Consider the following 22,431-nt stretch of genomic DNA (forward strand, 5'->3'; position numbering starts at 1 on the left):
GGGGCTCCGGGAAAGCTGCTGTGTCTGGTCTGGCCTCATCGCTGGCAAGCCAGCTCCCACAGGTTTTTGTGTACACCGCAGAACCTTGTGGGAGCTGGCTTGCCAGCGATGGGGCCCGCGGCTACAACTCAATACTCATGCCGTCATAGGCCACTTCGATCCCGCGCCGCTCCAGCAACGCCCGCTCAGCCGAGTCCTCATCGAGGATCGGATTGGTGTTGTTGATGTGGATCAGCACCTTGCGCTGGCGGCTGAAACCCTCCAGCACTTCAAGCATGCCGCCCGGTCCGCTTTGCGGCAGGTGGCCCATTTCACTGCCCAGGCTCTGGCCGACTTCACACACGCGCATTTCGTCATCGCGCCACAAGGTGCCATCGAGTAACAGGCAATCGGCACGTTGCATCCAGCTCAACACCTCGTCGTCGATTTGCCCAAGGCCCGGCGCATAGAACAGCGACGCGCCAGTGCGCAGGTCTTCGATGAACAGACCAATGGTGTCACCCGGTTGCGGATTGCCACGATTGGGCGAATACGGCGGCGCGTTGCTGACCAACGGAATCGCCCGAAACTGCAAATGGCTGCACGCCGCGATACTGAACGGCTCGCGGTCCAGCCCCACGGGTTGCCACTGCAAGCCGCCGTTCCAATGCTTGAGCATGGTGAACAACGGGAAACCGCTGCTCAGGTCGTCATGAACCCGCTCGGTGCACCACACCGAATGCGGGCAGCCTTCGCGCAGGCTCAGCAGGCCGGTGCAGTGGTCGATCTGGCTGTCCATCAGGACCACGCCGGTAATCGCCGTGTCGCGCAAGCGGCGGGCCGGTTGTAGCGGCGCGAAACTCTCGAGTTGCGCGCGGATGTCCGGGGAAGCATTGCACAGCACCCAGTCCACACCGTTGTCGCTCAGGGCAATTGAGGACTGCGTGCGCCGTTGCGCGCGCAGGCTGCCATTGCGCATACCGGCGCACTGGCGGCAGTTGCAGTTCCATTGCGGAAAACCACCGCCAGCGGCGGAACCGAGAACGCGGATGTGCATGGGCGATGCTCCAGAAGGCAGGCCCGGCCAACTCAGCGGCTGGCCGGGTGGACGATCAACGGTTGGCGAAATACATCGTCACTTCGAAGCCAATGCGCAGATCGGTAAACGCGGGTTTAGTCCACATGGGTCATTCCTCTTCTTGTGCCGGACGATTCCGGTAAAGCCATTAATGCACGAGGCGGCAGGCGTCCGAATGCTACTTTCGAAGGAGGTTGTGGGGTGCGTTGGTAGGGGGGGTTGCGCCGTCTTCAAATACACACAAAACCAATGTGGGAGCGAGCCTGCTCGCGATGAAGCCAGCACATTCAACATGGATGTTGGATGTCAGACCGCTATCGCGAGCAGGCTCGCTCCCACAAGGTTTTACGTTGACTTTCCGGGGGCTTAGAAGAAGCCCAGCGGATTGATGTCGTAGCTCACCAGCAGGTTTTTGGTCTGCTGATAATGGTCGAGCATCATCTTGTGGTTTTCACGGCCGACACCGGATTTCTTGTAGCCACCGAACGCGGCATGCGCCGGGTACAGGTGGTAGCAGTTGGTCCACACGCGACCGGCCTTGATCGCCCGGCCCATGCGGTACGCGCGGTTGATGTCGCGAGTCCACAGGCCGGCACCGAGGCCGAACTCGCTGTCGTTGGCAATCGCCAGGGCTTCGGCTTCGTCCTTGAACGTGGTGATGCCCACCACCGGACCGAAGATTTCTTCCTGGAACACGCGCATCTTGTTGTGGCCCTTGAGCAGGGTCGGCTGGATGTAGTAACCCGTCGACAAGTCGCCCTCCAGACGTTCCGCCGCGCCGCCGGTGAGCAGCTCGGCGCCCTCCTCCTGGGCGATCTTCAGGTACGAGAGAATCTTGTCGTATTGCTGCTCCGACGCCTGGGCGCCGACCATGGTTTCCGTGTCCAGCGGGTCGCCGCGCTTGATCTTGGCGATCTTCTTCATCACCACTTTCATGAAGTCGTCGTAGATCGATTCCTGCACCAGCGCTCGTGATGGGCAGGTGCAGACTTCGCCCTGGTTAAAGAAGGCGAGCACCAGGCCTTCGGCGGCTTTCTCGATGAACTGCGGCTCGGCGTTCATGATGTCTTCGAAGAAGATGTTCGGCGACTTGCCGCCCAGTTCAACGGTGCTTGGAATGATGTTCTCGGCCGCGCATTTCATGATGTGCGCACCAATCGGGGTGGAACCGGTGAAGGCGATCTTGGCGATGCGTTTGCTGGTGGCCAGCGCCTCACCGGCTTCGCGACCGAAACCTTGCACGATGTTCAGCACGCCGGCCGGCAGCAAGTCGGCGATCAGTTCGGCGAAAATCATGATCGACAACGGCGTCTGTTCGGCCGGTTTGAGCACGACGCAGTTACCGGCCGCCAGGGCTGGCGCGAGTTTCCACGCGGCCATCAGCAACGGGAAGTTCCACGGAATGATCTGCCCGACCACGCCCAATGGCTCATGGAAATGGTAGGCGGTGGTCAGCTCGTTGATCTCGGCGGCGCCGCCTTCCTGCGCGCGGATGCAGCCGGCGAAGTAGCGGAAATGGTCGGCGGCCAGCGGCACGTCGGCGTTCAGGGTTTCGCGCACGGCTTTGCCGTTGTCCCAGGTTTCGGTGACAGCGAGAATTTCGAGGTTTTGTTCAATGCGATCAGCGATTTTCAGCAACACCAACGAGCGGTCCTGCGCCGAGGTTTTGCCCCAGGCATCGGCAGCGGCGTGGGCGGCGTCGAGGGCCTTGTCGATGTCGGCGGCGCTGGAGCGCGGGAACTCAGCGATCACTTCACCGTTCACCGGCGAGGTGTTGGTGAAGTACTCGCCATTGACCGGCGCGACGAACTCGCCGCCGATGAAGTTGCCGTAGCGCGCCTTGAACGTCACGACGGCGCCAGGTGTTCCGGGTTGTGCGTAGATCATGGTGAGCCTCTGTCTGGGTCGATGCCTGTCGGGCAAACAGGCGATGAACCGATAGTAGAGAGCCCCGCGTGCCGAACGAATGCGCCGTTGGCAGGGGGGTTCTCGTTATTTGGTCGTAGGTTTGCGCGAATCCCCCTGTCGGAGGGGCGGTGGGCTGAAGGTCAGTGTTTGGCGACCAGGTCTTTCGGCAACTTGAAGGTCCAGAGCATGCCGCCCTGGTTGAAGTCCTTGATGCGCTTGGCCACTTCGCCGCCCCACAGCGGCACGGCGCCACCCCAACCGGACAGCACCGAGACGTACTGCTCGCCGTCCATTTCCCAGGTCACGGGCGAACCGAGCACACCGGAGCCGGTCTGGAATTCCCAGACTTTCTCGCCGGTTTTGGCATTGAACGCCTGGAGGAAACCTTCCGGCGTGCCGGTGAACACCAGGTTGCCTTTGGTGGTCAGCACCCCGCCCCACAGCGGCGCGTAGTTCTTGTGGCGCCAGACTTCCTTGCCGGTTTTCGGGTCGATGGCGCGCAGCACGCCGATGTAGTCTTCGTTCAAGGGCTTGATGGTGAAACCGGCACCGAGGAACGCCGCGCCTTTCTTGTAGGCGATGCCTTCGTTCCAGATGTCCATGCCCCACTCGTTGGACGGTACGTAGAACAACCCGGTGTCCTTGTTGTAGGCCATCGGCATCCAGTTTTTCGCGCCGAGGAACGCCGGGGCGACGAACACCGAACTGCCCTTGGCTTCGGTGCCCGGTGCGCCCGGACGGCTGGCTTCGTTGTAGATCGGCCGGCCGTCTTTATCCAGCCCGGTGGCCCAGGTGATCTTGTCCACGAACGGGAAGCCGCGAATGAATTTGCCGTTGGTGCGGTCCAGCACATAGAAGAAACCGTTACGGTCGGCGGTCGCGGCGGCTTTGATTTCTTTACCGCCTTCGGTGTAGTTGAACGACACCAGTTCGTTCACGCCGTCATAGTCCCAGCCGTCGTGGGGTGTGCTCTGGAAGTGCCATTTGATCGTGCCGTCGTCCGGGTTCAGCGCCAGACGCGAGGATGAGTAAAGGTTGTCGCCAGGACGCAGGTGCGAGTTCCATGGCGCCGGGTTGCCGGTGCCGAACAGCAGCAGATTGGTTTCCGGATCGTAGTAACCGCCAAGCCACGGTGCCGCGCCGCCGGTTTTCCACAGATCCCCGGGCCAGGTCTTGCCCGCTTCGCCACCGGAAATACCGTTCTCTACGGCTTTGCCGTCCTTGTAGACGTAGCCCATGTGGCCTTCGACGGTCGGGCGGGTCCACAGCAGATCACCATTTTTCGGGTCATAGGCTTCGATCTTGCCCACCACGCCGAACTCGCCACCGGCCACGCCGGTAATCAGTTTGCCGTTGATCACCAGCGGCGCGGCGCTGATGGAATAGCCTTCCTTGTGGTCGGCGACTTTCTTGCTCCACACCACCTTGCCGGTGTCTTTGTTCAGGGCCACGAGTTTGGCGTCGAGGGTGCCGAAGAACACCAGGTCGCCGTACAGTGCCACGCCCCGGTTGATCACGTCGCAGCACGGGCGGATGTCATCGGGCAGCCGCGCATCGTATTGCCAGAGTTTCTTGCCAGTGCGCGCGTCCACCGCAAACACCCGCGAGTAGGAGCCGGTCATGTACATCACGCCGTCCTTGATCATCGGCTGTGCTTGCTGACCGCGTTGTTTTTCGCCGCCGAAGGAGAAGGCCCAGACCGGCCGCAAGTCCTTCACGTTGTTGACGTTGAGGGTGTCGAGCGGGCTGTAGCGCTGGCCCTGGACGCCCAGACCATTGGTGACGATCTGCTCCGGGTTTTTGGGGTCCTGGAGAATGTCCTGGTCGGTGACGCCGGCCAATGCCGAGCCGGACAACAGCATGGCACTGAGCAACAGGCTCAAGACGAAGGGTTGGCGACGTGCGGGTTGGGTCATGACGGCTGCCTCTGCGGTTTTTGTTGTACCCGGGAAATTTTCCCGGTCTGGTGCAGATTCTTGGGCGCAGCCGCCGTTGCAACAATTGCCCGCAGTGCTGAGATTGCTAGTTCCTTAGTATCGGGTCGGACATCGAATGTGTGATTCACACAACCCTGTAGGAGCCAGCTTGCTGGCGATGGCGGTGTGACTGATACACCGCGTCGCCTGGATCGCCAGCAAGCTGGCTCCTACAGGGGATGGGTGTTGGTCATTTGTTTGCGGCGGAGTCGATTCGGGTCATCTGTGATCGCTCATAGTGCGGGTACAAATGACTGACGCTGCGGATCAGCTCATAGCGACTCAGGCTGATCCCGGCGAACCGTTCGGGAATGGGGCTGCGGATCATCTCGGCCATGTCACTGCCGTTGGCAGCGCCGTCGCGCATGAGTTGGTCGAGCCAGCTGAGGTAATCACGCATTTGTTCGAGCGGTTTTGTGTCCGTAGCAACCGGGCCGTGGCCGGGGACGATGAGCGTCCACGGCAAACCTTGCAGCGTGGCAATGTCCGCCAGCCACACCGACAATCCCGGACTGTTGGGCGTGGTCAGCGCCCGCTGATAAAACACCAGATCCCCGGCAAACAGCACGCCGGTTGTCTGGTCGAGAATAGCCAGATCCGCGCCCGTGTGCCCACCCAGGCTCAGCAGGCGCAGATCGTGATTCCCAAAAGTTCGCACGCCCGGCGTCAGCGTCTCGGTCGGCAACACCACCTCAGTGCCACGCATCCAGTCGCCCACCAGCCGGTACATGTTCTCGGCCATGGCGTCGCCCTGCTGCTTCAACAGCTCGGCTGTACCGCCCAACGCGCCGATCGGCACGTCGCGGAAGGCCTGATTGCCCAGCACATGATCGGGATGATGATGGGTCAGCAGCACCTCGATCACCGGTTTGTCGGTGGTCGCGGCAATTGCTTTGCGCATCGCTTCGCCGTATCGCCTGGACGGCCCGGTGTCGATCACCACCACACCGCGTTCGGTGACGATGAACGCGGTGTTGACGATGTTGCCCCCGTTGCCCTTGGCAAAATTGTCGGTGCTGCCTTCCAGCAGCCAGGTGTCTGCGGCGATCTGCCGGGGCTTGAGTGAATAGTCGAGATCGGCCAGCGCAGGAAGGCTCAGGCTCATGAACAACAGCAGCATCCAGCGCATCGCGCGCTCCTTTGAGTCAGGGTATGGCCGCATCGAATTCGTTGCCGCTGTTGTCGCGCAGCAACAAGCGCGTCTGCCCTGCCCCTTCGATGTCGAACGCCAGGCTGGGGTTTTCGCTGACGGCGGGAAACAGTTCGAGCCGGGCCAGCAACTGATCGTTGTGATCGCGCAGCTCGGCATGGTTGATGAAGAATTCCGGGATGCCGCCGACCATGCCGTTGTCCATCGGGTGGGCGACCTGCAAGCGCAAGCGGCTGAATTCACCACGGGGATAACGCCCGCCGAGGACTTCGCCAATGTGCTCTTCCCAGCCCGGTTGAGTGCGCACCACGCTGGGCGCCGTGCATCCACTGCCCGCCGCATCGATCAGGGTCGAGCCGACATGCCACAGCCCATCGCGGGTCAGGACCGCTGCACGCAACGGCGTGGCTTGTTCGATACGAATGCGGATCGACAGCCACGGCAGCACGCGATCCAGCGGCTGAAAATCGACAATTTTCGGTAACGGATTGAGCTCGGCCCACGCAAGAATTTTCACCACTTCGCCCTTGAACGCCCGGGCGTCGATTTCCAGCGGCACTTGCCGGGCGTCTTCAGCGAACGGCGGCGCCAGCAGCTTGACCCGCTCGTCGAACACGAACGGCGCATCGCCGAGCATTTGCTTGTGATAGAAGGCCCACATCACCGACGGCACCGGGTCTTTGCCCGGTTCGATGGCTGCCGCGTGCGCGGCCAAGGGTAGCCAGCAGGCCAACAGGCAACATGCGCTCCAGTTCACTGTTGATACATCTCCGGGACGTCATAGCGCAGGCCGTATCGGGCATAAATAGCTTTGACCGAGCCTTCACGGATCAGGGTTTCCAGGGCTTCTTCCACGGCATAGGACAATTGACGATTGCTCTCGTGCACCGCCATGCCGATCTCCCAGAGTTGCTTGCCCATGTTCGGATAGGCGTTTTCCGCCAGCGCGAGTTGCGGGTCCGCCGCCTCGTGAACCTGCCAGTCGATCTCGCCGCGCATGGCCATGACCGCGTCGACTTCACCGGCCTTCATGGCCGCAAACGCCTGAGGCACGCCGGGGTAGTGGCGGGTTTTGCCGGCGAGCATGCCGTTGAATACCGAGGTCAGGTAGAACGACGGTACGCTGTCCACCTCGACGCCGATCGGGTGGTGCTCGAACACCGCGACGCTGGCCACCGATTCCAGCCGACGGCGGTCATAGGCGACTTGCCATTGTTCGTTCTGGTACGGACCGAACATCACCACGTGGCCGTTTTCCAGTTCACCCAGTTCGTTGCGCTTGCGCGCGTAATCCTGGTCATAGGGCACGCGCATCATCAGGTCGGCCAGTTGCAGATCGTGCAACTGGCTGGCGCGCCAGATGTAGTCGCGCAGGTCGTCGTCGAGCTTCTCGCCGGCAGGCGCCCAGATCAGTTTCAAGTGCACGCCAAGGGCTTTGGCCAAGGCTTCGGCCAGTTCGACATCGACGCCACGAGGCTGGCCGGCGCCTTCGAAACTGTAGGGAGCGAAGTCTTTGTAGACCGCCACTTTCAGCTCCCCGGCGGCGATCATTTCGTCATAGGTACGGACCTGCGCCTGCACCGCCTGGCAGCACAGCAACACAGCGCTGATCAACACAGCGAGCAGGCGCATGGATTACTCCTCGACGTGAACGCTGTCCAGGTAAGAGCGCACGGCCCACAAGGCTTCCTGGCTCAGGTAATCAGCCATTTTCGGCATGTACACCCGACCGTCCCTTACGGCGCCGTGGCGGACCCGTTCGACGAACCATTCGTCACCGGCCTCGCCGACGTCGAGCATGCGCAAATCGGGGGCGATGCCGCCCGATTTGGCTTCCAGGCCATGACAGGCCGCGCAGTTCTGGTTGTAGGCCGATGAGCCGATCTCGACGGCTTTATCGTGCTCCGGGGAAGTGCGGTAAGGGTTCACCGCCGCCCACCCATCGCCATCGACCTGCACGCCGGCGTCCTTGATCGGGGTCAGTCCCTTGGTTTCGACGGCTTGTGGCACCACGTTGCCGTGGGCCCAGACCGAACCTGCGCTGATAAAGCCGGCCAGCAGTCCGGCAACGAGCAAGGCGTTGCGTTTTGTTGTCATTGTTATGCCCTCAGGATTGCACGCAAAACCTCTTGGCAGAGGCTATGGCAACCATCTTAGGAAGCGTTTGACGCAAGCCCCATGCTGCTTTGGTGGCCGCCACCCAGTACCTTGGTAGTAGGGCTTGTGGCGCACACCTAAATCAGGCGCCGCCTGGGAAATATTCCCGGCAACAGCGGGACTTTTTCCGTATTCGCCACCCCGTCGGACGCACCACCCTGTGCAGGCCAAAACCTCCACTGGGAACTGCAACCATGACAATAAGATCGCTACCCGCCCTTTCCCCTTTGACCCTCGCCGTGCAAGCCTTTTTGCTGGTGAGCAGCCTGTCCCTGAGCGCTGCCAGCCAAGCCGCGACCGAACCGGCGAAGCCGACGCACAACGTGAGCTGGGAAGACATTGCCAACGATCACCTGACCACCAAGGACGTTCTGCAATACGGCATGGGCACCAACGCCCAGCGCTGGAGCCCGCTCGCTGAGGTCAACGACAAGAACGTATTCAAACTGACGCCGGCCTGGTCCTATTCGTTTGGCGACGAGAAGCAGCGCGGCCAGGAATCCCAGGCCATCGTCAGTGACGGCGTGGTCTACGTCACCGGTTCGTACTCGCGGGTGTTTGCCCTCGACGCCAAGACCGGCAAGCGCCTGTGGACTTATAACCATCGCCTGCCGGACAACATTCGCCCGTGCTGCGATGTGGTCAATCGCGGGGCGGCGATTTATGGCGACAAGATCTACTTCGGTACCCTCGACGCACGCCTGATCGCGCTGGACAAGAACACCGGCAAAGTGGTGTGGAACAAAAAATTCGGTGACCACGCCGCCGGCTACACCATGACCGGCGCTCCCGTGCTGATCAAAGACAAGAGCAGCGGCAAGGTGCTGCTGATTCATGGCAGTTCCGGCGATGAGTTCGGCGTGGTCGGGCAACTGTTTGCCCGCGACCCGGACACCGGCGAAGAAGTGTGGATGCGCCCCTTCGTCGAAGGCCACATGGGCCGCTTGAACGGCAAGGACAGCACGCCGACCGGCGACGTCAAGGCACCGTCCTGGCCGAACGATCCGACCACCGAAACCGGCAAGGTCGAAGCCTGGAGCCACGGCGGTGGTGCCCCTTGGCAAAGCGCCAGTTTCGATCCGGAAACCAATACGATCATCGTCGGCGCCGGCAACCCTGGCCCATGGAACACCTGGGCGCGAACCGCCAAGGACGGCAACCCGCACGATTACGACAGCCTCTACACCTCGGGCCAGGTCGGCGTCGACCCGAGCACCGGCGAGGTGAAATGGTTCTACCAGCACACGCCGAACGATGCCTGGGATTTCTCCGGTAACAACGAACTGGTGCTGTTCGACTACAAGGACAAGGACGGTAAAACGGTCAAGGCCACCGGCCATGCGGACCGCAACGGCTTCTTCTACGTGGTCGACCGCAACAACGGCAAATTGCAGAACGCCTTCCCCTTCGTCGACAACATCACCTGGGCCAGCCACATCGACCTGAAGACCGGGCGGCCGGTCGAGAACGAAGGCCAGCGCCCAGCGAAACCGCTGCCGGGCGAAACCAAAGGCAAACCGGTTGAAGTTTCGCCGCCGTTCCTTGGCGGCAAGAACTGGAACCCGATGGCCTACAGCCAGGACACCGGGCTGTTCTACATTCCGGGCAACCAATGGAAAGAGGAATACTGGACCGAAGAGGTCAGCTACAAGAAAGGTTCGGCCTATCTGGGCATGGGGTTCCGCATCAAGCGCATGTACGACGATCACGTCGGCACCTTGCGTGCGATGAACCCGACCACGGGCAAAGTGGTGTGGGAGCACAAGGAGGCGCTGCCACTGTGGGCCGGCGTGCTGGCGACCAAAGGCAACCTGGTATTCACCGGCACCGGCGACGGTTTCTTCAAGGCCTTCGACGCGAAAACCGGCAAGGAGCTGTGGAAGTTCCAGACCGGCAGCGGCATCGTCTCGCCGCCGATCACCTGGGAACAGGACGGCGAGCAGTACATCGGCGTGACCGTCGGCTATGGCGGCGCGGTGCCGTTGTGGGGCGGCGACATGGCCGAGCTGACCAAACCGGTGGCTCAGGGCGGGTCGTTCTGGGTGTTCAAGATTCCGAGCTGGGATAACCAGACCGCGAAACGCTGATTGCCCCATCGCCAGCAAGCCGGCTCCTACAGATTCACGCGACCTGCAGGAGCCAGCTTGCTGGCGATAGCGCCCTCCCACTCGATGAGACCTGCGCCATGAAATACCTGCCTCTTTTACTACTACTGACCACACTCCCTGCCTTCGCCACCGATGACGGCGACGACGCCCCGTTGATCATCAACGGCTGCACCCTCGCCGAGCACAGCCAATGCCCCGGCGCCAATCTCAAAGGCGCCAATCTGAGCAATCAAGACCTGCGCAACATGAACCTCAGCGGCGCCGACCTGCGCGATGCCGACTTGCGCCACGCCCGCCTCGACCTCGCCAATCTGGAAAAAGCCCAACTGCAAGGCGCCAACCTGACCCGCGCCAGCCTGCAGCAAAGCAACCTGCGCCTGGCCGACTTCAGCGGCGCCACGCTGATGGCGATTCAGGGTTGGGGCCTGTTTGCCCAGGGCGCGCAGTTTCAGGACGCCAACCTCACTGGCGCCTACCTGCAATTCGCCCGCCTCTCCGGGGCCAAATTGCACAACGCCAACCTGCAGGCAGCCGATCTGGAAATGACCTGGTTGAGCAAGGCCGATCTCAAAGGCGCGAATCTGCGCGATGCCAATCTGCAGGAAGCCAAGTTCGGTGAAAGCAACCTGGAGCAGGCAAATCTCAATGGTTCGCGCCAGCATTATGCGAACTTTCAGGATGCGAATATGGAGGGGTGCACGGGGTGTCCGACCACTTGGAATAAATGAGCCGACCACGCGCCTATTGTAGGAGCTGGCTTGCCAGCGCCTACAGAGGTGGTGTGTAAATTCGATTACCCTGCCTTGCGCACCAGCCCCATATCAATCGCCAAATGCACCAGCTCGGCATGGGAGCTGACCTGCAATTTGCTCTTGAGCAACGTCAGGTGATTGGAGACGGTCTTGCTGCTGATGTTCAGCTGTTCGGCAATCAATCGGGCCGGGGTGCCTTTGGCGAGCATCACGAAAATCTCCAGCTCACGCTGGGTCATGCTCTGCAAACGCGGGTCGCTGGCGTCCTTTTGCGGGTGACAGACCAGTTGAGTCGCCAGCGGTTGTTCGATGTAGGCGTGGCCGGCAAGGATGCGCCGCACGGCCTCGATCAACACATCTGGCGCCGAGCTTTTGGTCAAGTAACCCGAAGCACCCGCGTCCAGTGCCTGGCGTACCAGCGGCAGCTCGTCGTGCATGCTGAAAAACAGCACGCGCAATTGCGGCAGACGCTGTCGCAACCGGCGCGTGGTTTCCAGCCCGCTGATCCCCGGCAAACCGAAATCCATGATCACCAGATTCGGCACGGCTTCCTGAACCCTGATCAGCGCCTCTTCGCCCGTCGCGGCTTCACGCACTTCCATCGCCGGCAACAACGCGCGCAACAAACTGGCGTAGCCCTGACGGACCACCGCATGGTCATCCACCAGCAGAATATTCATGACGCCTCCAAAGGCATGCTCAAGGCCAGCGCCCAACCGGCGCCGGGGTGGCTGATGACGCGCAACTCGCCGCCCAGACTGCGGGCGCGTTCGAACATCGAGTACAAACCGACACCCGGCCGCGGTGGTTGGCGGGCGCCGCAGCCGTTGTCGCGAATCAGCAAGCGCAACTGCCCGCCGCGATGGTGCAGGCGCACCCGCACTTTACTGGCGGCGGCGTGGCGGGCGACGTTGGTCAAGGCTTCCTGTAACAGGCGGTAGAGGTGGGTCTTGTTCGGCGCGGACAACGGCGGCAAGTGCGCGCTGACCCGTAACCGGCAATCAATCCCTTGTCGCGCTTGCCATTGCTCCACCAGCAACCCGAGGGCTTCGGCCAGCGGCAGGTGCTGCAACACCACCGGATAGAGGTCGTGCACCAGCGCTCTGAAACCTTGTTGCAAGTGTTCACAGTTGTGTTCCAGCTCACGCACCGTGCGCTCAACGGTGTCAGGCTGATCGGCGACCAGGCGCAACAGACAGGCCTGAGCCCGAATCCCCGCCAGGTATTGGCCGAGATCGTCGTGCAGGGTCTGCGCCAGATGAGTGCGCTCCTGTTCCTGCACCGCCAGTAACGTCTGGGTCAGTTGCGTGTTGTCGGCGCGTGCCTGTTCCAGTGCTTCGGTCATGCGGTTGAAATGCGTCGCCAGTTGCCGCGCTTCCGGCAGCCCCTGCGCACGCAATCGCACCTTGAGCTGGCCGCCGGAGACCTGCCGCAACGCGCGCAGCAACTCGTCGAGCAACCCCATGCCCCGGCGCACGGCCCAGCGAATGGTCAACAGACTCAACAACAACGCCAGGCCACACAGGCTCAGTAATTGTTGCAGGGAATCCCAGACTTCATCGATTTCATCCCGTGGGTCGACCGCGATCTGCACGCGCCGACCATCCTGCAGATCCAGCACCCGTACGTGGTGCCGAGCCTCGGCAAACAGCAAACGTCCGAGCCAGGCGTCGAGGCCATCCTGCATCGGCGGTTGAGCCGCCTCGCCCGGTTCAAGCCAGTGCACCCGCACGTGACGCAGACTTTGCGTCAGCCGTGGTTGCAGGCTGACGGGGTCACGCACGGCGGTTTCGCTCAAGTATTCGACCACCGCCTCGGCGGATTGCAGCTCACGCTCCACATCGGCCAGCGCCTGATGCACCAGCAAGCCCATGCACGCCAGGGTGACCAGGGTGAAGAATCCGCAAACCCACAGGTTGATCCGCCACAGCGTTGACATGCCTAGCGCCCCGGTGTCGCGGGTAAGACTGGCAACGACGCGGGGCGCGGGCCGTGGAGTTTGTCGATGCCGATCAGGCTCAGGATCAGCAGCAACGGCAGGAGCAGCGCTTTGAGAATACGCATGGTCGATCTCCTCCAGAGTGATGGCCGTTGTTGTCCATGCTAAAACCGCGCCGCTCTCAGTGAGTTACTACCTTGGTACTGCCTCACTGGTACTTTCTGCATATTTCATCCTGTCCTCAGGCTTCCTATGCTGGCGCTAACCGTCGTGGAGTGCCTTATGCGCCAGCTTGCCCCTTACGCCTTGATCTACCTGCTGGCGATTGCCTGCGCTGCGGGGCTGGCGACTCAGAGTCAGGCGGCCGACGCGCCCTTGCAGGTGCAGATCGGCTACCTGGGTTATCGCCCTGATCCGGGACCGCTGCTGTCCAACGTGATTCCCGAGCCGGTCGATGCCGGAGGCCGTGGCGCCGAACTGGCGATCACCGACAGCAACAGCACCGGGCGCTTTCTCAATCACAGTTACAGCCTGACCAGTGCCAACGTCGACAGTCCCGAAGCCTTGCTTGAAGCGGCCAAGGCTCAACACACGCAAGGTCTACGGCTGTTTGTGGTGAACGCGCCAGTTGCCAGCCTGCGCCAACTCAGCGCCGCCCTGCCCGACAGTTTGCTGTTCAACGCTGGCAGCCCGGATGACAGCTTGCGCACCACCGATTGCCTGCCAAACGTGCTGCACACACTGCCGAGCCGGGCGATGCTGGCCGATGCGCTGGCGCAGTTTTTGGTGGTGCGCAAATGGCAACGGGCGCTGTTGATCGTCGGCCCGACCGCCGACGATCAAGCCTATGCCGCCGCCCTGCGTCGCGCGGCGAAGCGTTTCGGCGTGCAACTGGTCGCGGAAAAAGCCTGGAGTTTCGATAACGACCAGCGCCGCAGCGCCCAGGCCGACATGCCGCTGTTCACCCAGACCGCCGAGTACGACGTGGTGCTGGTGGCCGATGAACGCGGTGACTTTGGCGAATACGTGCCCTACCAGACCTGGTATCCGCGCCCGGTGGCCGGCACTCAAGGCCTGACCCCGGTGGGTTGGCACAAGACCGTGGAAACCTACGGCGCCGCCCAATTGCAGAAACGCTTCGAAGCCATGGCCGGGCGCTGGATGAATGACCGCGACTTTGCCGCGTGGATGGCCGTGCGCAGCATCGCCAGCGCGGTGAGCAAACTGCGTCAGACCGATCCGATGGCGATCCGCAACCTGGAAATCAGCGATCAATTGCCGCTGGATGGTTTCAAGGGGCGCAAGCTCAGCTATCGCCCGTGGAACGGCCAGTTGCGCCAGCCGATCCCTATCGTGCAGCCGCGGGCGCTGGTCAGCACCTCGCCGCAGGACGGCTTTCTGCACCCCTTCAACGAAATGGACAGCCTCGGTTACGACAAGCCCGAAGTCAGCTGCCGCTTTCCCTGATCTTCCACAACAACGACAACAATAAGGAATCCGCCATGCGCCGCACCCTGCTTTCATGCGCCCTGCTGCTCGCTGCCGGGCACGCCGCGGCCAGTACCGCGTGGGTCTCCAACGAAAAAGACAACACCCTCAGCCTGATCGACATGCAGACCTTGCAAGTCACCGACACCCTGCCCGTCGGCCAGCGCCCGCGCGGTTTGTTGCTGTCCCACGACAGCAAGTTGCTGTACATCTGCGCCAGTGACTCGGACCGGGTTCAGGTGATGGACGTGGCCACGCGCAAGATCATCAAGGAACTGCCTTCGGGCAAGGATCCCGAGCAATTCGCCCTGCACCCGAACAATCGCTGGCTCTACGTTTCCAACGAGGACGATGCGCTGGTGACAGTGATCGACACCGAAACCTCCAAGGTGCTGAGCCAGATCAACGTCGGCGTCGAACCTGAAGGCATGGCGGTCAGCCCCGATGGCAAATGGGCGGTGAACACCAGCGAAACCACCAACATGCTGCACTGGATCGACACCAGCACCCAGACCCTGGCCGACAGCACGCTGGTGGATCAGCGCCCGCGTTTCGTCGAGTTCGCACCCGATGGCAAGCAACTGTGGGCCTCGGCGGAAATCGGCGGCACGGTGACCATTCTCGACGTCGCGTCACGCCAGGTGCTCAAGACCCTGACCTTCCAGATCAAAGGCGTGCACCCGGACAAGGTGCAACCGGTGGGCATCAAGCTCAGCGCCGATGGCAAGTACGGTTTCGTCGCACTGGGCCCGGCCAATCATGTGGCGGTGATCGACGCCAAAACCTTTGAAATTCTCGATTACCTGCTGGTCGGCCGGCGTGTGTGGCAGATGGCGTTTACCCCGGATCAGAAGCAATTGCTGGCCACCAATGGCGTCAGCGGCGATGTGTCGGTGATCGATGTCGACAGCCTCAAAGTGAGCAAATCGGTCAAGGTCGGGCGTTATCCGTGGGGCGTGGTGGTCACGCCATGAACGCACTGGAAGTCCGCGATCTGAGTTTCGCCTACGGTGCCCGGGAGGCGTTGCGCTCGGTGAGTTTCAGCCTGGCGCCCGGGCGCTTTGCGGCACTGCTGGGGCCCAACGGTGCAGGCAAATCGACGCTGATCGCCCTGCTGACCCGGCTGTATGACTTGCAGCGCGGCGACATTGTTGTCGGCGGCTGTTCGCTGCGTAACGCACCGCGTCCGGCGCTGAGGCAATTGGGTGTGGTGTTTCAGCAAAGCACCCTGGACCTCGATCTCAGCGTCGAGCAAAACCTGCGTTATCACGCTGCGCTGCATGGAATGTCACGCCGCCAGACCAGCCTGCGGGTCGACGCCGAACTGGCCCGGCAAACGCTGACCGAACGCCGTCGCGAACGGGTTCGCGAACTGAACGGTGGCCATCGTCGCCGGGTGGAAATCGCCCGCGCGCTCCTGCATGAGCCACGCCTGTTACTGCTCGACGAGGCCAGCGTCGGCCTCGATCCGGCCAGTCGCTTAGCGCTCAATCAACACATCCGCAGCTTGTGCCGTGAGCACCGCATCAGCGTGCTCTGGACCACGCATTTGCTGGACGAGGTGCAACCGAGCGATGACTTACTGATTCTCCATCAAGGACGCTTGGTCGCCAGTGGACAAGCCGATGCGCTGAGCCTGGAGCACGGTGGCGACCTCGGTTCGGCATTCGCGCGTTTGACCACCTCGGGAGCCGTGCGATGAATGCTTACTGGCAATGCTTCAGCGGCATCGTGCTGCGTGAATGGCTGCGTTTTGTGTTGCAGCGCACGCGGTTTCTCAGTGCGCTGGTGCGGCCGCTGCTATGGCTGCTGGTGTTCGCCGCCGGTTTTCGCGCGGCACTCGGGATCGCGATCATTGAGCCCTACGACACCTACATTCCCTACGAGGTCTACATCATTCCAGGGCTGGCCTGCATGATTCTGCTGTTCAACGGCATGCAAGGTTCGCTGTCGATGGTCTACGACCGGGAGATGGGCAGCATGCGCGTGCTGCTCACCAGTCCCTTGCCCCGCACGTTTCTGCTGTGCAGCAAACTGTTGGCCACGTCGCTGATTTCGCTGTTGCAGGTGTACGCCTTTCTGGCGATTGCCTGGGTGTACGGCGTGCAACCGCCCGCCATGGGTTTGTTGATCGCCTTGCCGGCGTTGCTGCTGGTGGCGTTGATGCTCAGCGCGCTGGGCCTGTTGCTGTCGAACGCCATCCGCCAGTTGGAGAACTTCGCCGGGGTGATGAATTTCGTGATCTTCCCGTTGTTTTTCCTGTCGTCGGCGCTGTATCCGCTGTGGAAGATGCGCGAGTCGAGCGAGTGGTTGTATTGGCTGTGCGCGGTGAACCCGTTCACCCATGCAGTGGAATTGGTGCGATTTGCCTTATATGAACGCTTCAACCCGTTGGCGCTGGCGGTGTGCATCGGCCTGACGCTGCTGTTTTCGCTGCTGGCGGTACTCACCTTCAACCCGCAACATGCGGCCTTACGCAAAGCCAACTGACAATCCCCCCCCTGTGGGAGCGGGCTTGCCCGCGAAGAGGCCATCACATCCGGCATTTATGTTGACTGATACACCGCCATCGCGGGCAAGCCCGCTCCCACATTTAATCTCCGTTGACTACAGGATAGGTGCACCAAGCAGGCAAAATTACTACTTTAGTACCGGTTTACCTGTCTATCGTCGCATTCCCAATGCCCCGCGACTGGCATGTAATGGGTTCATAACTATAAGGATTGAACCCCATGCCGCGTGCCCGACGTTGTCTGCTGCGCCCTGCGCTCGCCGTGCTATCGCTGAGCCTGTTGCTCGGTGCGGCGCAGGCTGAAACTGCGCTGTTCTCCGCTGATGGCTACCGTATTGGTCTGTACCGCAGTCCCACGCCGAATCAGGCCGAGGGGGCCGCCATCATCGACACCGCCGCCCTGCAAACCCTGCTCACCCAGGCCCCACGCCCGATATTGATCGATGTCTATCGCCGCCAATGGCTACAAGGGCGCTTCATCGAAGACCAGCCCCATGAGAACCTGCCCGGCAGTCACTGGCTGGCCAATACCGGCGACGGCGATTTGGCGCCCGACTGGCAGGACTACTTCGCGCGCAACCTGGATAAATTCACCGCCGGCAATGCGCAGCAACCGCTGGTCTTCTATTGCCGCTCCGATTGCTGGTTGAGCTGGAACGCGGTGAAACGTGCCGCCGCCATGGGCTATAAGACTCTGTATTGGTATCGCGATGGCCTGGATGCCTGGCAAGCGGCGAACCTGCCCGTGACACCCGCCCAGCCCGAACCCTTCCCCTGACCTTTACGCGTGCGTGTTGTTGCCACACCATAATCAAAATAACGAGGTGAAAGGCTATGTACAAAATTCTGATTGCCGATGATCACCCACTGTTTCGCGAAGCCATCCACAACGTCATCAGCGATGGCTTCCCGGGCAGCGAGGTCATGGAAACCGCCGACCTCGACAGCGCCCTCGCGCTGACTCAGGACCACGACGACCTGGACCTGATCCTGCTCGACCTGAACATGCCCGGCATGCACGGCCTCAATGGCCTGATCAACCTGCGCAACGAAGCACCGACCATCCCGGTAGTGATTGTCTCCGCGGAACAGGACAAGCAGATCGTGCTGCAAGCGATCACCTATGGCGCGGTGGGTTTCATCACCAAATCCTCGCCGCGGGTGCAGATGACCGAGGCGATCCAGCAGATTCTCAACGGCAACGTCTACCTGCCGCCGGACATTATCCGCACGCAGAAAAGCGGCACCCACCGCCGAATGAACGATAACCCGAGCTTCCCGGCGGAACTGCTCCAGGCCCTGACCCGCAAGCAACTGCTGGTGCTGGAACGCATGACCAAAGGCGAGTCGAACAAACAGATCGCCTATACCCTGGAAATCGCCGAAACCACGGTCAAGGCCCACGTTTCGGCGATCCTGCGCAAACTCAACGTGCACAATCGGGTGCAGGCGATCCTGAGTGCCGGGGATATTGATTTCGGCTCGTATCTGCGGCGTTGATTCTGGTACACCGAGTCGCTCCCCATCGCGGGCAAGCCCGCTCCCACAGGATTTGTGTTGGAACATAGTGTGTTTGAACACTGCAGAAGCTGTGGGAGCGGCGGTGCGACGATTCGACTTCCCCAACACATCGCGAGCCTCAAGGCCGGCCGAGCAAGTGACTCATCGCCGTCTTCAGCTTCATCGGCCGCACCGGCTTATGCATCAAGGTGTGCCCCAACTCCCGAATCTGCAATTTGAGCTCATTGCTGTAATTGGCCGTGATCATCATCGCCGGAATGGCTGAACCGCGCCGGGCGTTGATCCGCGCCACGGCATCCACACCGTTCTGCTCGTCATCCAGGTGGTAATCGGCAATCAGCAAATCCGCTTCGGCGTGATAGTTGTCCACCTGCCGCGCCAGGTCCTGCTCCGACAGCGCCGTCACCACCAGACACCCCCACCCTTCGAGCAAGGTGCGCATGCCGGCACAAATCGCCGCGTCGTTATCCAGCACCCACACCCGCGCGCCGCGCAGACGCTCGAGCATCGGCTCACTCATCATAAGGTTCGGCAGTGCCTTGGGTGCCGTAGCGCTCAGCGGTACTTCGACGGAAAATACCGAGCCCTTGCCCGGCCACGATCGCACGTGAATACGGTGCCCGAGAATCCCGGCAATTTTCTCGACGATTGCCAACCCCAGCCCCAAGCCGCGATCCTGGTCCGGACGTTGCACATCACCGCGTTTGAATTCCTGAAAAATCTCTTCCAGACGGTTTTCCGCGATGCCCATGCCGCTGTCCCAGACTTCGATCGACAGGCGCTGATGATGCCGCCGACAACCGAGCACCACACGGCCACTGTAGGTGTAGCGAATCGCGTTGCTCAACAGGTTGCGCAGGATCCGCGCAAGCAATTGAATGTCACTGCGCACCAGCGCCGAACAGGGGATGAAATGTAGCTCCAGCCCTTCACTGCGCGCCACTTGGGTGTACTCGGCGGCGAGGTTTTCCAGCAACTCGCTCAAGGCGAACGGCGCGATGTCGGCCTTGATCACCCCGGCATCGAGTTTGGAAATGTCCACCAGGGTACCCAGCAGGTTCTCCACGTCTTCCAGGGAATTGCTGACGTTGCGCACCAGAATCTCGTTGGCCACCGGCTCCCGGCGCTCAAGCAAGGCACTGGTGAACAGACGCGCGGCATTCAGCGGTTGCAGCAAGTCGTGGCTGACGGCGGCAAGAAACTTGGTCTTCGACAGGTTGGCTTGTTCGGCTTCGAGCTTGGCTTCGCGCAGGCGTGACTCAACTCGGCGACGTTCGTCGATCTCGCGCAGCAACTGGTCATTGAGGTTCGTCAGTTCCGCCGTACGCTCACGCACCCGCAGTTCAAGGTTCTGATAGGCCTGGTGCAACGCCTCGGCAGTGCGGCGGCGCTCGGTGATGTCGCGGATCAACACGAAAATCCCCACCACCTCCCCGGTAGCCAGCCGATTCGGCACATAGGAGCGCAGCATGTAGCGCTCCTGATTGTTGATGTTGGTTTCGGCAAACTCGAACGTCACGCTTTCACCGGCCAGCGCCCGCGCCACGTAGGCTTCCAGGCGCTGATAATGTTGCTCGCTGTGCACCTCCCGCAGGCTCTGCCCGAGCATCACGCCGCGCGGCCAGCAGTACCATTCTTCGTAAACCTTGTTGGTGAACTCATAGACCAGATCGGCGTTGAGGTAGGCGATCAGCGCCGGTACGTGGTCGGTGATCAGGCGAATCCAGCGCTCGCTTTCGCTCAGCGCTTCGGCGTGCTGGTAGCGTTCGGTGATGTCGGTGAAGGTGTTGACGAAACCGCCGGTGGGCAACGGATGGGTGCGGATTTCCAGGACCCGGCCATCATAAAGACGTTGCTCGCATTCCTGCACCGGGCGCCCGTTGCCGTCTCGGCTGGCCGGGGTCAGCAGGTTCAACTCGCTGTCGGCGATCACTTCGGCGAACGGCCGATGCGCCGCCACCGGCGCCAGGCCGCTGAGCTCAAGGAAGCGCCGGTTCCACAATTCCAGAACGCCCTCGGCGTTGACCATCGCCACGCCTTGGGACAGGTTGTCCACGGCCCGTTGCAACAAATGCGATTTTTGCGCCACGGCCTGCTCGCGGCGCACGGTTTCACTGAGTTTGACGTCGGTGATGTCGGTGAACAGGATCACCCGCCCACCCTCTTGCGTCGGCCGTTCGCTGACTTGCAGCCAGCGACCGTCCTGCAAGCGGAACAGCAGGTTTTCGTCGGCCTGCCCGCGCGGTTCCTCGGTGAACAGGCCGGTGGACAGCATCAGCCGCTTGACCTCGGCCAGACGCATGCCGGCGTTGATCCGCACCCGGCTGTTACCCCAGAACGCCTTGAAGCGACTGTTGAACAGCACGATCCGCTGCTCCGCGTCGAACAACACAAAAGCATCGGAAATGCTCTCGATGGCGTCGATCAAGTGTTGATGCGCAGTTTCCGCGCGCAGGCGCGCTTCGCTGAGCAAATGGTTGCCTGACTTCAGTTCAGCCATGGCCTGATTCAAGGCATCGGTGCGCTCACGCACTTGTTCGGCCAACACCACCGAATGCTGGAATGCCGCGTACGGGTCGTTGCCGCGGGTGATTCCGGACTCGATCCGTTCAATCAGCGCGCCATTGATACGCTGCAATTTGTGATTTTCGTGCCGCAGGCCGGCGATCTCTGCCTGAAGCTCAGCGATGTCCAGGGGACCGGCCTCGGGCAATGGCAACCCCGGTGAAGGTCTGGTTGATGTGCATGCCATTGAACTGTTCTCCGTAGGTGTTGAAACCCATCACCCGCTGGTCACGCAAAAACGTACCGATCTGCTCCAGGCTGCCGCCGTCTTCCAGCTCCAGACGCCTGAGAAAACAATCGCAGCCGATGGTCAGCAACAGGTCACCGAGGCGTTCCTGCAAACCCTCGAACAGATTTTTCAGGTTCGGCAGCATCGGGCCGGGCGTCATGACCGTGAGGACGATGCCGTTTTCCACCGCACAGTAAAAACTCAGGCTCAGGTCCGGATGAACCTGCTGGATCGCCCGTACGTAGTACTGATCGTTGATCCGCACCGCCAGCGGGTGTGCGGCGAAGACCCGGTGATCGAGCTCGGCCACGGGCACGCCGATGTGCCGGGCGTACTCCTCGGCGGCGGGTTCGGCATTCAATTCGAAAACCCGGCGCGAAGCGCTGTCGGCCCCGGTAACGACCAGTTTTTCCGCCCGCGGCAGGATGTGGTGGGTGGTGAAGACTTCGAAATCCAGCCAGGTGTTGACCAGCACCACCACCGCCGCGCCACTGTGGAACTCGCCATTGAAATAGACGTGGGTATGGGTCAGGTAATTGTCGTCGCCGGCCGAGCCGCCGAAATGCGGAATGTCGCCCAACGCCGCGCTCAGCGCCGCGAGGACCATTTCTTCACGACTGGACAAACCATCAAGCAAGGTCAGGGCAAAGCTGTTGCCCTTGATCGGCGCCACGGTGTTGCTGCGACAGCCACTGACCAGACGTTCGACCATTTGCTGGGCGTCGATCAGGCTGAAGTGCTCCATCTCGGAGATCAGCTCGGCGTCGATGGAAAAATGCCGATGGTCGAAACCTACTGCCGTCACGCAGTTGCGACCGTAGCCCAACGGGGTGATTTCACCGGCGCTGGTGCAGCCGACCAGGCGAATACCACCGAAGCTTTGTTGCAAGGCCTGACCCAGCGCCTGCAAGTCGTACTCGGCGGAACAGAAAAACAACACGAAGCCCAAATGCGGGTGCAATAGCTGCCGCGCCAGCTCCTGAGCCACCTGCTCGGCATCGGTCGACTGGGACATTGCACTGACGACACCTTCGCTCTGAACCTGCTGCATCGTCGCCTCCCGCAGGTG

21 protein-coding genes are annotated in these 22,431 nt (G+C 61.6%); 8 read left to right on the forward strand and 13 right to left on the reverse strand.

The window, feature by feature from the left end; genetic code table 11:
* Positions 1-121 precede the first annotated feature (121 nt).
* From pqqB to pedF, 8 genes are all read right to left on the reverse strand, one after another.
* Positions 122-1,036: a pyrroloquinoline quinone biosynthesis protein PqqB gene (pqqB, locus tag ACI77H_RS21045; RefSeq protein ID WP_407013644.1), complete on the reverse strand. Its 915-nt coding sequence runs from the start codon at positions 1,034-1,036 to the stop codon at positions 122-124.
* A gap of 55 nt (positions 1,037-1,091) precedes the next feature.
* Complete coding sequence (gene pqqA, locus ACI77H_RS21050) at positions 1,092-1,163, reverse strand: pyrroloquinoline quinone precursor peptide PqqA (protein WP_003253598.1); 72 nt, start codon at positions 1,161-1,163, stop codon at positions 1,092-1,094.
* Positions 1,164-1,423: 260 nt separating this feature from the next.
* The gene (locus tag ACI77H_RS21055) at positions 1,424-2,944 is read right to left on the reverse strand and encodes an aldehyde dehydrogenase family protein (protein ID WP_407013645.1); all 1,521 of its coding nucleotides are present in this window, start codon (positions 2,942-2,944) and stop codon (positions 1,424-1,426) included.
* 161 nt (positions 2,945-3,105) lie between these two features.
* Complete coding sequence (locus ACI77H_RS21060; protein WP_407013646.1) at positions 3,106-4,881, reverse strand: PQQ-dependent methanol/ethanol family dehydrogenase; 1,776 nt, start codon at positions 4,879-4,881, stop codon at positions 3,106-3,108.
* A 250-nt stretch (positions 4,882-5,131) separates the two neighbouring features.
* Positions 5,132-6,070: a quinoprotein relay system zinc metallohydrolase 1 gene (locus ACI77H_RS21065; RefSeq protein ID WP_407013647.1), complete on the reverse strand. Its 939-nt coding sequence runs from the start codon at positions 6,068-6,070 to the stop codon at positions 5,132-5,134.
* Between the two features lie 16 nt (positions 6,071-6,086).
* Complete coding sequence (locus tag ACI77H_RS21070; protein WP_407013648.1) at positions 6,087-6,848, reverse strand: quinoprotein dehydrogenase-associated SoxYZ-like carrier; 762 nt, start codon at positions 6,846-6,848, stop codon at positions 6,087-6,089.
* Positions 6,845-7,723: a substrate-binding periplasmic protein gene (locus ACI77H_RS21075; RefSeq protein WP_407013649.1), complete on the reverse strand. Its 879-nt coding sequence runs from the start codon at positions 7,721-7,723 to the stop codon at positions 6,845-6,847. The genes ACI77H_RS21070 and ACI77H_RS21075 overlap by 4 nt, the downstream gene beginning before the upstream one ends.
* 3 nt (positions 7,724-7,726) lie before the next feature.
* Positions 7,727-8,188: a cytochrome c-550 PedF gene (gene pedF, locus ACI77H_RS21080; RefSeq protein WP_407013650.1), complete on the reverse strand. Its 462-nt coding sequence runs from the start codon at positions 8,186-8,188 to the stop codon at positions 7,727-7,729.
* A 254-nt stretch (positions 8,189-8,442) separates the two neighbouring features.
* Between pedF and exaA the strand changes: the two genes are divergently transcribed.
* The gene (gene exaA, locus ACI77H_RS21085) at positions 8,443-10,335 is read left to right on the forward strand and encodes a quinoprotein ethanol dehydrogenase (protein ID WP_407013651.1); all 1,893 of its coding nucleotides are present in this window, start codon (positions 8,443-8,445) and stop codon (positions 10,333-10,335) included.
* 98 nt (positions 10,336-10,433) lie between these two features.
* Entirely contained in the window at positions 10,434-11,084 is a 651-nt protein-coding gene (locus ACI77H_RS21090) for a pentapeptide repeat-containing protein (RefSeq protein ID WP_407013652.1), read from the forward strand.
* A gap of 65 nt (positions 11,085-11,149) precedes the next feature.
* Here the strand turns inward: ACI77H_RS21090 and ACI77H_RS21095 are convergent, their stop codons facing one another.
* From ACI77H_RS21095 to ACI77H_RS21105, 3 genes are read right to left on the reverse strand one after another with little or no spacing between them, the layout of a single operon-like run.
* Positions 11,150-11,788 carry a response regulator gene (locus ACI77H_RS21095; RefSeq protein WP_407013653.1) on the reverse strand — a complete coding sequence of 213 codons (639 nt, stop codon included), beginning with the start codon at positions 11,786-11,788 and terminating at the stop codon, positions 11,150-11,152.
* Complete coding sequence (locus ACI77H_RS21100; protein WP_407013654.1) at positions 11,785-13,047, reverse strand: histidine kinase; 1,263 nt, start codon at positions 13,045-13,047, stop codon at positions 11,785-11,787. Before ACI77H_RS21100 ends, ACI77H_RS21095 begins: the two co-directional genes overlap by 4 nt.
* 2 nt (positions 13,048-13,049) lie before the next feature.
* Entirely contained in the window at positions 13,050-13,172 is a 123-nt protein-coding gene (locus ACI77H_RS21105; protein ID WP_263596733.1) for a hypothetical protein, read from the reverse strand.
* A 157-nt stretch (positions 13,173-13,329) separates the two neighbouring features.
* Between ACI77H_RS21105 and ACI77H_RS21110 the strand changes: the two genes are divergently transcribed.
* The 6 genes from ACI77H_RS21110 to ACI77H_RS21135 all read left to right on the forward strand — a co-directional run bounded on the left by ACI77H_RS21110 (position 13,330) and on the right by ACI77H_RS21135 (position 18,547).
* Positions 13,330-14,514, forward strand: a complete 1,185-nt coding sequence (locus ACI77H_RS21110; RefSeq protein WP_407013655.1) for an ABC transporter substrate-binding protein — start codon at positions 13,330-13,332, stop codon at positions 14,512-14,514.
* A gap of 35 nt (positions 14,515-14,549) precedes the next feature.
* On the forward strand, positions 14,550-15,509 hold the full coding sequence (locus ACI77H_RS21115; protein WP_407013656.1) for a YVTN family beta-propeller repeat protein: 960 nt from the start codon (positions 14,550-14,552) through the stop codon (positions 15,507-15,509).
* Positions 15,506-16,237 carry an ABC transporter ATP-binding protein gene (locus tag ACI77H_RS21120; protein ID WP_407013657.1) on the forward strand — a complete coding sequence of 244 codons (732 nt, stop codon included), beginning with the start codon at positions 15,506-15,508 and terminating at the stop codon, positions 16,235-16,237. Before ACI77H_RS21115 ends, ACI77H_RS21120 begins: the two co-directional genes overlap by 4 nt.
* On the forward strand, positions 16,234-17,025 hold the full coding sequence (locus tag ACI77H_RS21125) for an ABC transporter permease (RefSeq protein ID WP_407013658.1): 792 nt from the start codon (positions 16,234-16,236) through the stop codon (positions 17,023-17,025). The genes ACI77H_RS21120 and ACI77H_RS21125 overlap by 4 nt, the downstream gene beginning before the upstream one ends.
* Positions 17,026-17,267: 242 nt before the next feature.
* The gene (locus tag ACI77H_RS21130) at positions 17,268-17,825 is read left to right on the forward strand and encodes a PQQ-dependent catabolism-associated CXXCW motif protein (RefSeq protein WP_407013659.1); all 558 of its coding nucleotides are present in this window, start codon (positions 17,268-17,270) and stop codon (positions 17,823-17,825) included.
* Positions 17,826-17,881: 56 nt separating this feature from the next.
* The gene (locus tag ACI77H_RS21135; RefSeq protein WP_407013660.1) at positions 17,882-18,547 is read left to right on the forward strand and encodes a response regulator; all 666 of its coding nucleotides are present in this window, start codon (positions 17,882-17,884) and stop codon (positions 18,545-18,547) included.
* Positions 18,548-18,686: 139 nt separating this feature from the next.
* On the opposite strand, the gene nahK is transcribed toward ACI77H_RS21135, so the two are convergent.
* Together nahK and nosP are read right to left on the reverse strand one after the other, a co-directional pair.
* Positions 18,687-21,320 (reverse strand): hybrid sensor histidine kinase/response regulator NahK/ErcS', encoded by a 2,634-nt coding sequence (gene nahK, locus ACI77H_RS21140; protein WP_407013661.1) that lies wholly within the window; start codon positions 21,318-21,320, stop codon positions 18,687-18,689.
* The gene (nosP, locus tag ACI77H_RS21145) at positions 21,250-22,413 is read right to left on the reverse strand and encodes a nitric oxide-sensing protein NosP (RefSeq protein WP_407013662.1); all 1,164 of its coding nucleotides are present in this window, start codon (positions 22,411-22,413) and stop codon (positions 21,250-21,252) included. The genes nahK and nosP overlap by 71 nt, the downstream gene beginning before the upstream one ends.
* Between the last annotated feature and the right edge of the window lie 18 nt (positions 22,414-22,431).

The organism is Pseudomonas sp. O230, assembly GCF_045447035.1.
Taxonomy (GTDB): Bacteria; Pseudomonadota; Gammaproteobacteria; order Pseudomonadales; family Pseudomonadaceae; genus Aquipseudomonas.